This window comes from Azoarcus sp. DN11, from assembly GCF_003628555.1.
Taxonomy (GTDB): Bacteria; Pseudomonadota; Gammaproteobacteria; order Burkholderiales; family Rhodocyclaceae; genus Aromatoleum.
In genome coordinates this window covers 1,329,114-1,342,575 of the sequence record NZ_CP021731.1, presented here as the reverse complement: position 1 = coordinate 1,342,575, position 13,462 = coordinate 1,329,114, and the positions used below count along the sequence as shown (strand labels likewise).

At 66.2% G+C, this 13,462-nt stretch carries 18 protein-coding genes; 5 read left to right on the top strand and 13 right to left on the bottom strand.

Annotation, left to right across the window (positions count from 1 at the left end; translation table 11 throughout):
- Window positions 1–3: 3 nt before the first annotated feature.
- Both CDA09_RS06095 and wrbA read right to left on the bottom strand, forming a co-directional pair.
- Complete coding sequence (locus CDA09_RS06095; RefSeq protein ID WP_121427805.1) at window positions 4–363, bottom strand: DUF2069 domain-containing protein; 360 nt, start codon at window positions 361–363, stop codon at window positions 4–6.
- Window positions 360–962, bottom strand: coding sequence for an NAD(P)H:quinone oxidoreductase (gene wrbA, locus CDA09_RS06090; RefSeq protein WP_121427804.1), 603 nt, complete (start codon window positions 960–962; stop codon window positions 360–362). Before wrbA ends, CDA09_RS06095 begins: the two co-directional genes overlap by 4 nt.
- A 78-nt stretch (window positions 963–1,040) precedes the next feature.
- Between wrbA and CDA09_RS06085 the strand changes: the two genes are divergently transcribed.
- Window positions 1,041–2,243 (top strand): YihY family inner membrane protein, encoded by a 1,203-nt coding sequence (locus CDA09_RS06085; protein WP_164844373.1) that lies wholly within the window; start codon window positions 1,041–1,043, stop codon window positions 2,241–2,243.
- On the opposite strand, the gene CDA09_RS06080 is transcribed toward CDA09_RS06085, so the two are convergent.
- Window positions 2,240–3,766 carry a cyclic-di-GMP receptor FimW-related protein gene (locus tag CDA09_RS06080; protein ID WP_121427802.1) on the bottom strand — a complete coding sequence of 509 codons (1,527 nt, stop codon included), beginning with the start codon at window positions 3,764–3,766 and terminating at the stop codon, window positions 2,240–2,242. The genes CDA09_RS06085 and CDA09_RS06080 overlap by 4 nt on opposite strands.
- 196 nt (window positions 3,767–3,962) lie before the next feature.
- Between CDA09_RS06080 and rpsP the strand changes: the two genes are divergently transcribed.
- The 4 genes from rpsP to rplS all read left to right on the top strand — a co-directional run bounded on the left by rpsP (window position 3,963) and on the right by rplS (window position 5,999).
- A complete protein-coding gene (rpsP, locus tag CDA09_RS06075; protein ID WP_121427801.1) occupies window positions 3,963–4,214 on the top strand; it encodes a 30S ribosomal protein S16 in 252 nt (83 codons plus the stop codon).
- A 22-nt stretch (window positions 4,215–4,236) separates the two neighbouring features.
- Complete coding sequence (gene rimM, locus CDA09_RS06070; RefSeq protein ID WP_121427800.1) at window positions 4,237–4,743, top strand: ribosome maturation factor RimM; 507 nt, start codon at window positions 4,237–4,239, stop codon at window positions 4,741–4,743.
- A gap of 7 nt (window positions 4,744–4,750) precedes the next feature.
- A complete protein-coding gene (gene trmD / locus CDA09_RS06065) occupies window positions 4,751–5,539 on the top strand; it encodes a tRNA (guanosine(37)-N1)-methyltransferase TrmD (RefSeq protein ID WP_121427799.1) in 789 nt (262 codons plus the stop codon).
- An 82-nt stretch (window positions 5,540–5,621) separates the two neighbouring features.
- Complete coding sequence (gene rplS / locus CDA09_RS06060; RefSeq protein WP_121427798.1) at window positions 5,622–5,999, top strand: 50S ribosomal protein L19; 378 nt, start codon at window positions 5,622–5,624, stop codon at window positions 5,997–5,999.
- A gap of 124 nt (window positions 6,000–6,123) precedes the next feature.
- Here rplS and CDA09_RS06055 read toward each other — a convergent pair whose 3' ends face one another.
- The 10 genes from CDA09_RS06055 to argF form a co-directional block, all read right to left on the bottom strand.
- Window positions 6,124–6,300: an NF038104 family lipoprotein gene (locus tag CDA09_RS06055; protein ID WP_164844372.1), complete on the bottom strand. Its 177-nt coding sequence runs from the start codon at window positions 6,298–6,300 to the stop codon at window positions 6,124–6,126.
- A gap of 231 nt (window positions 6,301–6,531) precedes the next feature.
- The gene (locus CDA09_RS06050; RefSeq protein WP_121427797.1) at window positions 6,532–7,173 is read right to left on the bottom strand and encodes an ABC-type transport auxiliary lipoprotein family protein; all 642 of its coding nucleotides are present in this window, start codon (window positions 7,171–7,173) and stop codon (window positions 6,532–6,534) included.
- On the bottom strand, window positions 7,170–8,108 hold the full coding sequence (locus CDA09_RS06045; protein WP_121427796.1) for an MlaD family protein: 939 nt from the start codon (window positions 8,106–8,108) through the stop codon (window positions 7,170–7,172). Before CDA09_RS06045 ends, CDA09_RS06050 begins: the two co-directional genes overlap by 4 nt.
- Complete coding sequence (locus CDA09_RS06040) at window positions 8,109–8,918, bottom strand: ABC transporter ATP-binding protein (RefSeq protein WP_121430751.1); 810 nt, start codon at window positions 8,916–8,918, stop codon at window positions 8,109–8,111.
- A complete protein-coding gene (locus CDA09_RS06035; protein WP_121427795.1) occupies window positions 8,915–10,057 on the bottom strand; it encodes an MlaE family ABC transporter permease in 1,143 nt (380 codons plus the stop codon). The genes CDA09_RS06040 and CDA09_RS06035 overlap by 4 nt, the downstream gene beginning before the upstream one ends.
- Window positions 10,058–10,099: 42 nt before the next feature.
- Entirely contained in the window at window positions 10,100–10,585 is a 486-nt protein-coding gene (locus CDA09_RS06030; protein ID WP_121427794.1) for a YajQ family cyclic di-GMP-binding protein, read from the bottom strand.
- 22 nt (window positions 10,586–10,607) lie between these two features.
- Entirely contained in the window at window positions 10,608–10,931 is a 324-nt protein-coding gene (ppnP, locus tag CDA09_RS06025) for a pyrimidine/purine nucleoside phosphorylase (RefSeq protein ID WP_121427793.1), read from the bottom strand.
- A gap of 14 nt (window positions 10,932–10,945) precedes the next feature.
- Window positions 10,946–11,176 (bottom strand): DUF2788 domain-containing protein, encoded by a 231-nt coding sequence (locus CDA09_RS06020; protein ID WP_121427792.1) that lies wholly within the window; start codon window positions 11,174–11,176, stop codon window positions 10,946–10,948.
- 12 nt (window positions 11,177–11,188) lie between these two features.
- Window positions 11,189–12,418 carry an argininosuccinate synthase gene (locus tag CDA09_RS06015; protein ID WP_121427791.1) on the bottom strand — a complete coding sequence of 410 codons (1,230 nt, stop codon included), beginning with the start codon at window positions 12,416–12,418 and terminating at the stop codon, window positions 11,189–11,191.
- A 118-nt stretch (window positions 12,419–12,536) separates the two neighbouring features.
- On the bottom strand, window positions 12,537–13,460 hold the full coding sequence (gene argF, locus CDA09_RS06010) for an ornithine carbamoyltransferase (protein ID WP_121427790.1): 924 nt from the start codon (window positions 13,458–13,460) through the stop codon (window positions 12,537–12,539).
- Window positions 13,461–13,462: the final 2 nt, after the last annotated feature.

Genomic DNA, 13,462 nt, shown 5'->3' with positions numbered 1-13,462 from the left:
GCGTCAGGCCCCCAAGCGAGCCTGACGCGACGGCGCGGAAACCCGCGCATACCACACCGCGCAGGCGAAAAGCAGCGCCGCCAGCACCGCCTCCGCGACCGCCAGCCTTCCCGCGAGCCCCGCGTCCATCGCGCGCACAACGCCCTCCACCAAATACAGCAGCACCAGCATGGTCAGCCACTGGTAGGTATAACGCCGCCCCTTCAGGACACCGAGGAAGGCGCCCATCAAGGGCAAGGCCTTCAGGATCATCCACGAACCGCCCGGGCGCAGCGGCGCGAGCCACGCTTCCCACAGCACGCACAACGCGATCAGCGCCACCAGCAGCACGGTCGCCACGAGATTCAGCGTGCGCACGCTCATGCCCGGCCTCCCGCGAGCGTCAGCGAAACCTGCGCAAGCCGGCGGCCCTGCGCGATCGCGAGTTCGACCTCCTCCGCGCTCAGGGCCGGGCTGCCGTCCGCCCCGGCGACGTGGCTCGCACCGTAGGGTGTTCCGCCGCTGCGCGTGCGGTTCAGCGCCGGCTCGGTGTAGGGCAGCCCCATGATCAGCATGCCGTGATGGAGCAGCGGGAGCATCATCGACAGCAGCGTCGATTCCTGCCCCCCGTGCTGGCTCGCGGTCGACGTGAACACCGACGCGGGCTTGCCCGCCAGCGTCCCGTTCACCCATGGCCCGGCGAGCCCGTCGAGAAAGTATTTCATCGGCGCTGCCATGTTGCCGAAACGCGTCGGACTGCCGACCGCAAGGCCGATGCACTCCTCCAGGTCGCGCGGCTCCACGTACGGAGGTCCCGACGCGGGGATGTCGCCCTCGACCGCCTCGCACACCGTCGACACCTTCGGCACCGTGCGCACCCGCGCGGCCACGCCCGGCACCTGATGGATTCCCAGCGCGATCTGCTCCGCGAGCGCCCTCACCGAGCCGCGGTGGCTGTAATAAAGTACGAGAATTTCTTTCATCTGAACGGTCTGGATCGAATTGCGGCATTATAGCCGCCCCTCCTGCCCCGCCCGACCCGCCTTCCCAGCATGCCCGCCATGCCATTGAACTCCGCCCGCGACTTCCTGCGCTTCGTCGCGCAGCGCTTTGTCGCGACGCGCTGCCCGCAGGTTGCAGGCAGCCTCGCTTTCACGACGCTGCTCGCCCTCGTCCCCCTCGTCACCGTCGTCATCGCGCTCTTCAGCAACTTCCCCGCCTTCGCCGAGCTCGGCACCTCGCTGAAGACCTTCCTGCTGGCCAACCTGCTGCCCGACCGCGCCGGCAAGATCATCGCCACCTACGCGTTCCAGTTCTCGCAGAAGGCCGCGAAGCTCACGCTGATCGGCACCGCCGCGCTCGTCGTCACCGCGCTGATGCTGCTCATGACGATAGACCGCGTGTTCAACCAGATCTGGGGCATACGACGCCCGCGCCCGCTGCTGACGCGCCTCACGGTGTACTGGTCGACCCTCACGCTGGGCCCGGTCGCCCTCGGCGCCAGCGCGTTCGCAACCGGCCAGCTCGTCGCCGGCTCCGTCACCCTCGCCGGCCGGGGATCGTGGATCGTCGGTTTCTTCTCGGCACTGGCGTCGGCGGGCCTGCTGTGCGTGGTCTTCACCTTCCTGTACTACGCCGTCCCCAACCACAAGGTACGCCCCACCCACGCGCTCGCGGGCGGCACCACCGCTGCGCTCGCCTTCCTGCTGATGCAGCAGCTCTTCGGCCTCTTCCTCGCCCGCATCCCGACCTACACGCTGATCTACGGCACCTTCGCGACAGTACCGATCTTCCTGCTGTGGCTCTACCTGTCATGGGTCGTGATCCTGATCGGGGCGATCCTGGCGGCATCGCTGCCGGGCTTCTTCGAGCGCACGCGCGTGCTCGCCCCCTTTGCCGGCGACCGCGCCTGGGCCGCCACAACGGTGCTCACGATGCTGGCACGCGCCCAGATGGAAGGTCGCGGCGTCGCGTTCGAACCGCTCATCGAGGCGGCCCGCCTCAACGCCAACGAGGGCGAAAGCCTGCTCGGCGATCTGTGTGAAGCCGGCTGGGCCGCACGCACCGATGACGGCAGCTGGCTGCTCACCCGCGACGCCGCAAGCATCGGGATCGCCGACGTTGTCTGCCGGCTGGCGCTTTCGCCGGGCGAATGGCGCAAGGCCGGCCGCAACGAGCTGTCGCACGACACCGCTGATCGCATCGAGAACGCCCTGCGCGCCGCGGACATCTCGATCGCGGCACTGGCTGAAAGAAAAACCTAGATCGGGTAGGGATCGATCTCGTACTGGAACAGCTCGACGTTCGCCGTCTGCATGTCCAGGCTCAACACGCGCGCCTGCGCCACATACAGGTGCTCGCCTTCATGCACGAGCACGAAACGGCGCGACGCATAGCTACCCGCCGGCGCCAGCATCGCCTGGTTGCGCCGCAAGGCCGGCAGCGGCGGAAGGACGAGCGCGTGCGTGACCGAACGCTCCTCCCCACCGCGAAATCCGATCGTCACCGGCGTACAGGTCTGCGCCACCAGCTGCAGGCCGAGTTCGACCCGCCCCGGACTTCCACTGCGGATCCAGCGCACGATGCAGATCGACCACGGATGCCCCGCGTCCCGCCGCAACGCCACCGCCATGCCGGCGCTCAGGCCGCCCACGGCGCCCTCCACCGACATCAACGCATATCCACCGGGGCTTTCGTTGTACACCATCCACTCGGAAATGCGCGCCGACGCGTCATCCGAACGGGCAACTTCCCAGATCGCACGCAGGCCGACACACACCTGCACCGGATACTGGTAAGCGCGGCGCGACTGTCCCCGATTCGGCGGCAAGGCCCAGCGGTCACGCATGCGCTGAAGCAATGAAGCCGCCTCCACCGACGTCAGGCCCACCGGCAGCCCGGAAGCATCCGGCTCGATCAGTTCGCCGTCGCGCTCCAGCCCCACCGCCTCAGCCGCGGCGATACGCTCCTTGAGCCAGTCGAGCTGCCCCACCAGCGCGCGCGAGGCACCATAGCCGGAAAAATACACGAGGCCGGCAACCGCTGGCGGCGCGCTACGAATCGTCGCGATCGGCGGTACATCCTCCGACGGGTCGATCCAGAACGACGAGGCCGCGGGCTGCAGCGCCTCGCACGACAAGGTCGCTTCGTCCGCGATGCCTTCAAGGAAATCGTTCGCCCAGGCCAGCTCCCGCGCCGTCAGACTCTCCGGCTGCAGCACCGACAACGCGAGCAGGCGCTTCAGGCCGTGCAGCGCATCGAACGCCGGCGTATCCGGACGCGCCGCTGTCAGCGCATCGAACCCGCCCCCTGCCTCCACGGCGCCGTATGCCGCCAGCCACAGACCGGGCGGGGTGACCGAACCGCCCATTGCCGCGACGACAAATGCCTCGCGCACCAGACTCAGCCCGCGTGCCGACAGTACAAACGGGTCTGCGCGGCGAGCCGGGCGCCAGCGCTCGCGCGTCGCCTCCGCAACCTCGCGCAGCTTGCCCGCAAGCTCGAGGAGCGCCTCGACGAGCTCCCCCGCCACCGCATGCAGCTCGTGCGACAGCGGCAACGCCGCAGTGAGCAGCCGCGGCTTCAGGCGCCCGCACACATCGAGCACCCGCATTTCCAGTTCGTCGATGCATTGCGCAAGCGGCGCCCCGCCCGCGACCGGCTCGGGCAGCCGGCCCACATGCGCCCGCAGCGCGCTCAACTCGGCGTGCAGATCGTCGGCCGGCTCGCTCGCCAGCCACGCCATCACGGGGGCCAGTTGCTCGGAGACCGTTTCGGGGGCAGGCATCGGGAAAACTTCCGCTTGGGTACTTGCACCCATTCTATTCAAGATTCACCCTCTTGAGCGGAGAGTCGCGCTGCGCGGCGCTCGCGGCTGCATCCCCGTGGTCGCCATTCGCGCCAAATCTGAATCAGTACTTGTCGCAAATGGGCGCTTGCCTTACAATCGCCTGCTTTTCGCATCCACTTATCAGGACACCCAAATGGTCGTCATTCGCCTTGCCCGTGGTGGCGCCAAGAAGCGCCCGTTCTACAACATCGTCGCCGCCGATTCGCGCAACCGCCGCGATGGCCGCTTCATCGAGCGCGTTGGTTTCTACAACCCGATGGCCGCCGAGTCCGAGAAGGGCCTCGTGATCAACGCCGAGCGTCTGGCCTACTGGGCGCAGAACGGTGCCCAGCTGTCGCCGACGGTCGAGCGCCTGGCCAAGCAGGCTGCGAAAGCCGCCGCCTGATCCCGCCCGACTCTTCGCAGTCATGATGGTACTGGGGCGCATTGTCGCCCCTTTTGGCGTCAAGGGCTGGGTCAAGGTGCATCCCTTCGGGGACGACCCGCTCTCCTGGCGTAAAATGCCTCAGTGGTGGCTCGCCGACACGGCCGACGCCGCTGAAGAGGCATGGCAGCCGGTGAAGCTTGCCGGTTTCCGCGAGCACGGCGCGGGCCTCATCGCCTCGTTCGAAGGCGTGACGGACCGCAACGGCGCGGAAGCGCTGCAGGGGCGCTACATCGCCGCGCCGCGCGAGGCGATGCCCGGCACCGAAGAAAACGAGTATTACTGGGGCGATCTCGTGGGTCTCGCGGTCGTGAACCAATCGGGCGATGCGCTCGGCACGGTCGAAGCGATGATGTCCACGGGCGCCCACGACGTATTGCAGGTTCGCGACGGCGACGAGGAGCGGCTGATTCCCTTCGTTGCCGCCTACGTGCTGGACGTGGATCTGCCGACGCGGACGATCCGGGTCGACTGGCAGAAGGATTGGTGAAGACAGGGTGAGCGCACCAGCCGCCGCAAGGCGCTTCGACGTGATCACCCTGTTTCCCGAGATGTTCGCGGCGCTGACCGCCAGCGGCATCACGCGGCGCGCGCTGGATCGCGGTCTCTACGACATCGCGTTCCACAGCCCGCGGGATTTCGTGGACGATCCGCACCGCACCGTGGACGACCGCCCCTACGGCGGCGGCCCCGGCATGGTGATGATGGCCGAGCCGCTCGAAAAGGCGATCGGCCGCGCGAAGGCGGCGCAACAGGCGCTGCTGGGCGCCGCAGGACGCGTGATCTACCTGTCGCCGCAAGGCCGGCCGCTGGATCACGCGAAGGTGCTGGAATTGAAGGAGCTGCCCGCGCTCACCCTGCTGTGCGGGCGCTATGAGGGGGTCGATCAGCGGCTCATCGAGCGCTGCGTCGACGAGGAAATCTCGCTCGGCGACTTCGTGCTGTCGGGCGGCGAACTGCCGGCGATGGTGCTGCTCGATGCGATCGTGCGCCAGTTGCCCGGTGCGCTGAACGACGCCGTCTCGGCGATCGAGGACTCGTTCGTGGACGGGCTGCTGGACTGCCCGCACTACACGAGGCCGGAAGTATATGAAGGGGAGCCGGTACCGGCGGTACTGCTCTCCGGCAATCACGCCGCGATCCGTCGCTGGCGGCTGAAGCAGGCGCTGGGCACGACCTGGCGCCGGCGCCCGGACTTGCTGGACGGGCGCACGATGACGAAGGAAGAATTGTCACTGCTTGAGGCAATCAGGCAGGAGCAAGCCGGGGCCGACGGCAAAGCCTGAGGCCCGAATACAAACCGCGCGCATCAGGCATGTCCTGCTCTGCCGCAAGGCCAAGTGCCATTGAATCGACAGGAGTCGCACAATGAACCTGATTCAGCAGCTCGAACAGGAAGAAATCGCCCGCCTGAACAAGACCATCCCCGAGTTCGCCCCTGGCGACACGGTCGTGGTGCAGGTGAAGGTCAAGGAAGGCTCGCGCGAGCGTCTCCAGGCCTACGAAGGTGTGGTGATCGCCAAGCGCAACCGTGGTCTGAACTCCAACTTCATCGTGCGCAAGATTTCGTCGGGCGAAGGCGTGGAGCGTACGTTCCAGACCTACTCCCCGCTGGTCGACAGCATCGAAGTCAAGCGTCGTGGTGACGTGCGTCGTGCCAAGCTCTACTACCTGCGCGAGCGTTCCGGCAAGTCCGCGCGGATCAAGGAAAAGCTCAACTACAAGGCCGCCGCAAAGCAGGACTGATCGCGCGATTCAGCCAGCAACAAATGGAACGGGCCCCGCGGGGCCCGTTTTTTCGTTCCGGGGCCGCCGAAGCTTGCTCCCCGGCGCCGCTGGACGGCCATCATCCCGGCCGGAATGTTCCGCCCTACTTTTTGCCTTCCTCGTCACCGTCGGGGATCACCGCGTCGACGCCGGCACCGACCACCTTCGCACCGACCTTGACCGTCGTCGCCACGACCGTCACCGCCGCATCGGCCACGGCAAACACCGCACACCCGTTCAGCATCACCATCATCGCCGCAGCGAGCAACACGCTCCGCATGTTCATCCACATCCTGGTATTTTCCGATTCCGGCCGCTGAGTTCGCGCCCGCAGCACATCCGCCTCGATGGCGTCACCGGGCGATTATTCACCCTGAGGCACGCCGCATCTGTATCCGCTCGTATCCTGCGCCTGCCGACCTGAAGGACTTCCGCCGCAGGACCGGCGGCAACATACCATCCAGGCCGGCCGAGCGACTGGCGATGCGCCCCCCTGGCCTGGGTGACAGTCTCAGTTCGACCGCCGTGCCCGTCCGATTTCGTCCGCCGCCCATGCGCTCACCTCGCCCGCCAACCTGGTCGAGGCAGCACCGAACGCGGTCACCACCTGCGGCACATCCGTTCCCGGCGCGGGTTCGCGGGTTTCGAACAGCCGGCTGGCGACGATGCGGCGTTCGTCACGCTGGACGAGGCGCGCATCGAGTCGGATGACCACCTCCGGCACCCCGTTGCGGTACTCGCTCTGGAACGCACGCAAGTCGCTGACGATCTCGAAATCGGCCTGAACACGCGTCTCGTCGTTGCTCAACGCCGCGATCCGTCCGTCGCCACGGAGTGCGTCGAGCAGCCGATCGCGCAAGAGGACCGGCGCGGGCTCGCTCCAGCTGGCGCCCTTATAGACGCTCACGAGATTATCCTGCGGCACCACCACGATGCGCTGCCCGGCGAGATGCTGTCCGCTCGACGGCCGGAGCACCCGGAGCGACACCGGCGGCCTCGCGCCATCGGCCGCAGCCCTGGCGGAGACAGGCGAGGACGGCAGCAGGTAGGTATCGACCGGATCGGGCTTGGGCAGGATCGAGCAGGCCGATGCGAGCAGCAGCGCGGCAAGAATGCACGCCTGCCGTGCGGCTACGGCGCGGATAGGTCTCATGGCTTGAACTCCCTGACGGGTTCGTTGCCCAGCAGATAGTCTGCGGGCCGGTTTTCGAGCTGGCGGCTAATCGCGCGCAGGGACGCGAGGGTGTCCTGCAGCTCGACCAGCGTCGGGCCGATCTCGGCCGTGCCGCGCACGCCGGTCGCCAGCTGCCCGCGGTTCTCGCTGATCAGGGTATCGACCTTCTGCATCGCGCGCTCGAAGGCGTCCATGGCCCCTTGCGCGCTCTGCAGCGTTTGCGCGCCGCGCTCGTCGATCACGCGGCTGGTCGCCTTCGCGACTTTCGCCGCCTCGCCCAAGGCCATGTCGGCCTGCGCGCTCGCCCGCGCGAGCTCCTTGAGCGCCCGCCCCATGTCTTCGCGCTGGGCCGCGACCGCGCCGGTTGCCTCTTCGAGGTTGCGCAGCATCCGGCCGAAGCTGGCGACATTCTCGGCCGAAAACAGATCGCGCGCCTGCATCGATATCTGGTTGACGTTGAGCATCACGTCCTCGCCGTCGGCCAGCATCTTGCTGAGCGGCGAAGGCGTCGCGACAATGACCGGCACCTGGCCGTCCTTGCCCTCGAGCGGGGCACTCCCCGCCTCGTTGCCGCTGCTCAGGCGGATGATCGACATGCCGGTGATGCCGGCGGGCACGAGGCGCGCACGGGTGTCGCTGCGCACCGGCGCCTGGGCGTCGACACGCACGCGGGCGAACACCCGCCGCGGATCCTGCGGATCGAGCCGGAGGCTCGACACGTCGCCAATCTTGATACCGTTGAACTCCACGGTGCTGCCCTTGGACAGACCCGTGACCGCCTCCTGGAAGACGACGTCGTAGGTCCGGAACTGCTTGTCGTCGCTCTTGCCGAGCCACAGCGCGAACATCAACACCGCCCCGACCACGAGGAAGGTGAAGAAGCCGATCAGGACGTGATGGGCACGTGTTTCCATTCAGGATTGCTCCCGTTTGCCAAGGCTCCGGGACGCGCCCGGATACGGTGGAACAGCTTGCGCCGCGGCGCGCCCGCGCGGGCCGTGGAAATATTCGCGGATCCAGCTGTCGTCGATGCCGGCCACGACCTCGAGCCGGTCATTGGCGAGGACCCGCTTCTGCGCGAGCACGGCGACCCGGTCGGTAATCGTATGGATCGTATCGAGGTCATGCGTGACCAGGAACACGGTCAGCCCCAACGCATCGCGCAGAGTCAGGATCAGCTGGTCGAAGGCGGCCGCACCGATCGGATCGAGCCCCGCCGTCGGCTCGTCGAGGAACAGGATATCAGGGTCGAGCGCCAGCGCACGGGCCAGGGCGGCGCGCTTGACCATGCCACCCGACAGATCCGCCGGATACTTGCCGCCGGCGTTGGCGGGCAGGCCTGCGAGTGCGATCTTGAGCGCCGCCAACCGCGCAGCATCGGCGGCGCCCAGTCCGGCATGCTCGATCAACGGCAATGCGACGTTCTCCGTCACGGTCAGCGACGAGAAAAGGGCGCCTTTCTGAAAGAGTACGCCGAAGCGCCGCTCGATCCGGGCGCGCCGCGCCGCGGGCAAGGCGAGCAGATCCTCGCCGAAGACGCTCACTCTTCCGGCTGCCGGCTTGTTCAGCCCGACGATCGTGCGCAACAGGACCGACTTGCCGGTCCCCGAGCCGCCGACGACGCTCAGGATTTCGCCCTGGCGCACATCGAGATCAAGACCGTCATGCACGACCTGTGGGCCGAACTGGTTGCGCACACCGCGGACTTCGATGATGTTCGTCACCACCCCATCTCCATGCAGAACATGGCTGCCACGGCATCCACGACGATCACGATGAAGATCGACTGGACGACGGCGGAGGTCGTGTGTTCGCCCACCGACTGCGCGCTGCCGGAAACCTTGAAGCCTTCCAGGCAGCCGATCACCGCGATCAGGTAGGCGAAGACCGGCGCCTTCACCATGCCGATGACGAAGTGCCGCACACCCACGTGGCTTTCGAGGATCGACAGGAACATCGTCGGCGAGATGTCGAGCGCCGCGGCGCACACGAGCATGCCGCCGGCAATGCCGGCGATCATCGCGACGAAGCTCAACATCGGCAACGCCAGCAGCAGCGCTGCAACGCGCGGGACCACGAGCAATTCCACGGGATTGAGTCCGCCCACGCGGATCGCATCGATCTCCTCGTTCGCGCGCATCGAGCCGATCTGGGCCGTGAAGGCGCTGGCCGTGCGGCCGGCGACGATGATCGCCGTAAGCAGCGGGCCGAATTCGCGCAGGAAGGAAAAGGCGATCAGGTCCACCGTGAAGATGCTCGCGCCGAACTCGGCCAGCACCGTTGCACCGAGAAAGGCCACTACCGCGCCGACGAGGAAGGTGAGCAGGGCGACGATCGGAACGGCATCGACCGCCGTGCTTTCGACGTGCGCGGCGAGCGACGTGATGCGCCAGCGTCGGGGCCGGAACAACACGAAGAACGCGGTCTCCAGCGTGATGCCGATGAAACCGGCAATGTCGATGACGTGCCGGTAGAACGCGAGCATGGCAATGCCGGCATGCTCGGTGATGTCGCCGAAGGCGTAGCCCCGCTTGCCGGCGGCGGGCGCCGCCGATGCATCGAGGATGGCCGACACCGCCTTCAGCAGCGCCCGCCGTGCAGGCGGAAGCGGGCTCGCATCGGACGCCAGCCTAGCCAGCCGCTCGCCGCCGAGCAGCTCATGCAGCAGGCTGACGCCGGCCGTATCAAGCGCCCCGAGGCGCTCGAGATCGACCTCCGTCGCGTCGTCCACCTGCCCGTGCAGACGCGTGACGCCGGAACGCAGGATGGTGTAATTGGCGACGATCCAGTCGCCGCTCAGACGCAGTCGATTGCCGTCGATGGTAACGGTAGCGGACGCCGCAGCAATCGCAGGCTTGCTCATGTCGCGTCAAGTCCCGGAATCGGCGGCCTCCTCCGGGGATCTTCAGTCGCGGAAGTTGCCGAACTGCAGGGGGAAATCGGTGATGTCCTTCTTCACCAGCGCAATCGCATCCTGCAGGACGTCGCGCTTGGCACCGGAGACACGCACGACGTCACCCTGGATCGCCGCCTGGACTTTCATCTTGCTGTCCTTGAGCAGCTTGACGATCTTCTTCGCGAGATCCTGCTCCACGCCGACCCGGACCTTCACTTCCTGCTTGACCTTGTTGCCCGAGATCTTCTGCACGTCGCCGTAATCGAGGCAGCGCACGTCCACCTTCTTCTTGGTCATCTCGGGCAGCAGGATGGTTTTCATCTGGTCGAGCTGGAAGTCGGTATCCCCGAACAGCGTGATCAGCTTTTCACCGAGTTCGAGCTTGGCGCTGGTGCCCTTGAAGTCGTGGCGCCCCGCGATCTTGGTGTTGGCGACGTCGACGGCGTTCTTCAGCGACGGCTGATCGACCTCGGACATGATGTCGAAAGACGGCATCTACGGCTCCCCGCGCAACAAATCAGCCGAAGTGGCAGACGTAGTGGTAGGGCTCGCCGGCGACCTCGATGTCGAAGCTGGAGTTGCCGGGCACCTTGAAGGACTGCCCCGCCCCCCACGTCTTCCACTCGGTCTCACCCTTCAGGCGCACACGGCAGCTGCCGGCAACGCCTTCCATGATTTCAGGCGCGCCGGTATTGAAAGTCAGCGTGGCGGGCAGGATGACGCCGACCGACTTGCGCGTGCCGTCGGCAAAAGTGATGGCGTGGCTGACGCACTTGCCGTCGAAATAGACGCTCGCCTTGGTGTTCACGGCAACGCCGTCGATCTTCTCGGTAACGCTCATGAAATGGTGTTCCCTTATTCGATACCCATGAATTTCTGGATCAAGCTCTTGGCCACGAAGCCGACGAAACCGAGTCCGAGGGCGACGAACAGCCAGATCGTGCCATAACGGCCGGCCTTGGACTGTTTCGCGAGGTTGCCGATGATGAACAGCATGTACACGATCAGCGCGGTGACGAGGATCTTGAGCGACCAATCCTCGAATTCCGCTACCGTCAGCCCGAAAATGATCGGGTCACCCTCCATCCCGGCTGCTCCTTAACCGCGCTTGTTCCTGGCGTTCGCGGCGATGCGCATGCGCAGCGCGTTGAGGCGGATGAAGCCGTGCGCGTCCTTCTGGTTGTAGGCCCCCTGATCGTCCTCGAAGGTCGCGATCGTCGGGTCGAAGAGCGAATCGGTCTTCGAGTCGCGTGCGACGACGATGACATTGCCCTTGTACAGCTTGAGGCGCACCCAGCCGTTGACGGTCTGCTGCGTGTGGTCGATCAGTGCCTGCATGGCCTGACGCTCGGGGCTCCACCAGTAGCCGTTGTAGATCAGGCTGGCGTAGCGGGCGAGCAGATCGTCCTTGAGGTGGGCGACTTCGCGGTCGAGCGTGATCGATTCGATGGCGCGGTGCCCGCGCAGCAGGATCGTCCCCCCCGGGGTTTCATAGCAGCCGCGCGACTTCATGCCGACGTAGCGGTTTTCCACGAGGTCCAGACGGCCGATGCCGTGCTTGCCGCCGAGCGTGTTGAGTTCGGCCAGCAGTTCGTGCGCCTTCATGCGCTTGCCGTTGATCGCGACGAGGTCACCCTTCTCGAACTCGAGGTCGACATATTCGGCAGCGTCCGGCGCGGCTTCCGGCGACACGGTCCAGCGCCACATCGACTCTTCCGCTTCGGCCGCCGGATTCTCGAGGTGGCGCCCCTCGAAGGAGATGTGCAGCAGGTTCGCGTCCATCGAGTACGGCGAGCCGCCCTGCTTGTGCTTCATCTCGATGGGAATGCCATGCTTTTCGGCGTAGGCGAGGAGCTTCTCGCGCGACAGGAGATCCCACTCGCGCCACGGGGCGATGACCTTCACGCCGGGCATCAGCGCGTAGTAGCCGAGTTCGAAGCGCACCTGGTCGTTGCCCTTGCCGGTTGCGCCATGCGACACGGCGTCGGCGCCGCTGGCGCGCGCGATCTCGATCTGGCGCTTGGCGATCAGCGGACGGGCGATCGACGTACCCAGCAGGTATTCGCCTTCGTAGACGGTGTTGCAGCGGAACATCGGGAAGACGAAGTCGCGCACGAACTCTTCGCGCAGGTCGTCGATGAAGATGTTCTCCGGCTTGATGCCGAACTTCAGTGCCTTCTGGCGCGCGGGCTCGAGTTCCTCGCCCTGGCCGAGATCGGCCGTGAAGGTGACCACTTCGCACTTGTAGGTGTCCTGCAGCCACTTGAGGATGACTGAGGTATCGAGTCCGCCCGAATAGGCGAGGACAACTTTCTTGACGTCGCTCATGTGGATTTCCGCTTTTCCTTACCGCTTGACTGAAGGCCGTGCTGCCACGGCCGCTTTTCCGCTACTGCGGGCCGGCAGGCCTTGCGTGCCGGACACCGCAATCCTTCGACCTCGCCGGCTACTGCTCGACCTTGCCGAACAAGAGGTATTCCATCAGGGCCTTCTGCGCATGCAGCCGGTTCTCGGCCTCGTCCCACACCACGGACTGCGGTCCGTCGATCACCTCTGCCGTAACCTCCTCGCCACGATGCGCGGGCAGGCAGTGCATGAACAGCGCACCGGGATTGGCGGCCGCCATCATGTCGGCATCCACGCACCAGTCGGCGAAGGCCTTCATGCGCGCCTCGTTCTCGGCTTCGTACCCCATCGAGGTCCACACGTCCGTGGTCACGAGATCGGCACCGCGGCACGCTTCCATCGGATCGTCGAACAGTTCGAAGTGTCCGCTTCCGGCGAGGCCGGCGCTCGCGGGGTCGATCGCGTAACCCGGGGGTGTCGACACGCGAACCGTGAAATCGAGCCCCTCGGCCGCCTGCAGCCAGGTGTAGGACATGTTGTTCGCATCGCCGACCCACGCGACCGTCTTGCCCTGGATCGAACCGCGATGCTCGATGAAGGTGTAGATGTCGGCGAGGATCTGACAGGGGTGATACTCGTTGGTCAGCCCGTTGATCACCGGCACGCGCGAATTGGCGGCGAAACGCTCGATGATGTCCTGCTGGAAGGTGCGGATCATCACGACGTCGCTCATGCGCGAGATGACCTGCGCGGCGTCCTCGACCGGCTCGCCGCGACCGAGCTGCGAATCGCGCGTGTTCAGGTAGATCGCCGAACCGCCCAGCTGCTGCATCCCGGCCTCGAAGGACAGTCGGGTGCGCGTGCTGGCCTTTTCGAAGATCATCACCAGCGTGCGGTCGAACATCGGGTGATACGGTTCGTAGCGCTTGAACTTGTCCTTGATCCAGCGCACGCGGCCGAACAGGTACTCGTACTCCTCGCGCGTGAAATCCTTGAACTGCAGGTAGTGCCGCGGTTTGGTCATGC

Bases quoted from the DNA above. Each gene is read 5' to 3' on its own strand.
- rplS (WP_121427798.1), top strand. From the start codon at position 5,622: ATGAACCTGATTCAGCAGCTCGAACAGGAAGAAATCGCCCGCCTGAAC.
- CDA09_RS06030 (WP_121427794.1), bottom strand. From the start codon at position 10,585: ATGCCGTCTTTCGACATCATGTCCGAGGTCGATCAGCCGTCGCTGAAG.
- CDA09_RS06035 (WP_121427795.1), bottom strand. From the start codon at position 10,057: ATGAGCAAGCCTGCGATTGCTGCGGCGTCCGCTACCGTTACCATCGAC.
- rimM (WP_121427800.1), top strand. From the start codon at position 4,237: ATGATGGTACTGGGGCGCATTGTCGCCCCTTTTGGCGTCAAGGGCTGG.
- CDA09_RS06095 (WP_121427805.1), bottom strand. From the start codon at position 363: ATGAGCGTGCGCACGCTGAATCTCGTGGCGACCGTGCTGCTGGTGGCG.
- rpsP (WP_121427801.1), top strand. From the start codon at position 3,963: ATGGTCGTCATTCGCCTTGCCCGTGGTGGCGCCAAGAAGCGCCCGTTC.
- CDA09_RS06080 (WP_121427802.1), bottom strand. From the start codon at position 3,766: ATGCCTGCCCCCGAAACGGTCTCCGAGCAACTGGCCCCCGTGATGGCG.
- CDA09_RS06050 (WP_121427797.1), bottom strand. From the start codon at position 7,173: ATGAGACCTATCCGCGCCGTAGCCGCACGGCAGGCGTGCATTCTTGCC.
- CDA09_RS06085 (WP_164844373.1), top strand. From the start codon at position 1,041: ATGCCATTGAACTCCGCCCGCGACTTCCTGCGCTTCGTCGCGCAGCGC.
- argF (WP_121427790.1), bottom strand. From the start codon at position 13,460: ATGACCAAACCGCGGCACTACCTGCAGTTCAAGGATTTCACGCGCGAG.
- ppnP (WP_121427793.1), bottom strand. From the start codon at position 10,931: ATGAGCGTTACCGAGAAGATCGACGGCGTTGCCGTGAACACCAAGGCG.
- CDA09_RS06055 (WP_164844372.1), bottom strand. From the start codon at position 6,300: ATGCGGAGCGTGTTGCTCGCTGCGGCGATGATGGTGATGCTGAACGGG.
- CDA09_RS06020 (WP_121427792.1), bottom strand. From the start codon at position 11,176: ATGGAGGGTGACCCGATCATTTTCGGGCTGACGGTAGCGGAATTCGAG.
- CDA09_RS06015 (WP_121427791.1), bottom strand. From the start codon at position 12,418: ATGAGCGACGTCAAGAAAGTTGTCCTCGCCTATTCGGGCGGACTCGAT.
- wrbA (WP_121427804.1), bottom strand. From the start codon at position 962: ATGAAAGAAATTCTCGTACTTTATTACAGCCACCGCGGCTCGGTGAGG.
- CDA09_RS06045 (WP_121427796.1), bottom strand. From the start codon at position 8,108: ATGGAAACACGTGCCCATCACGTCCTGATCGGCTTCTTCACCTTCCTC.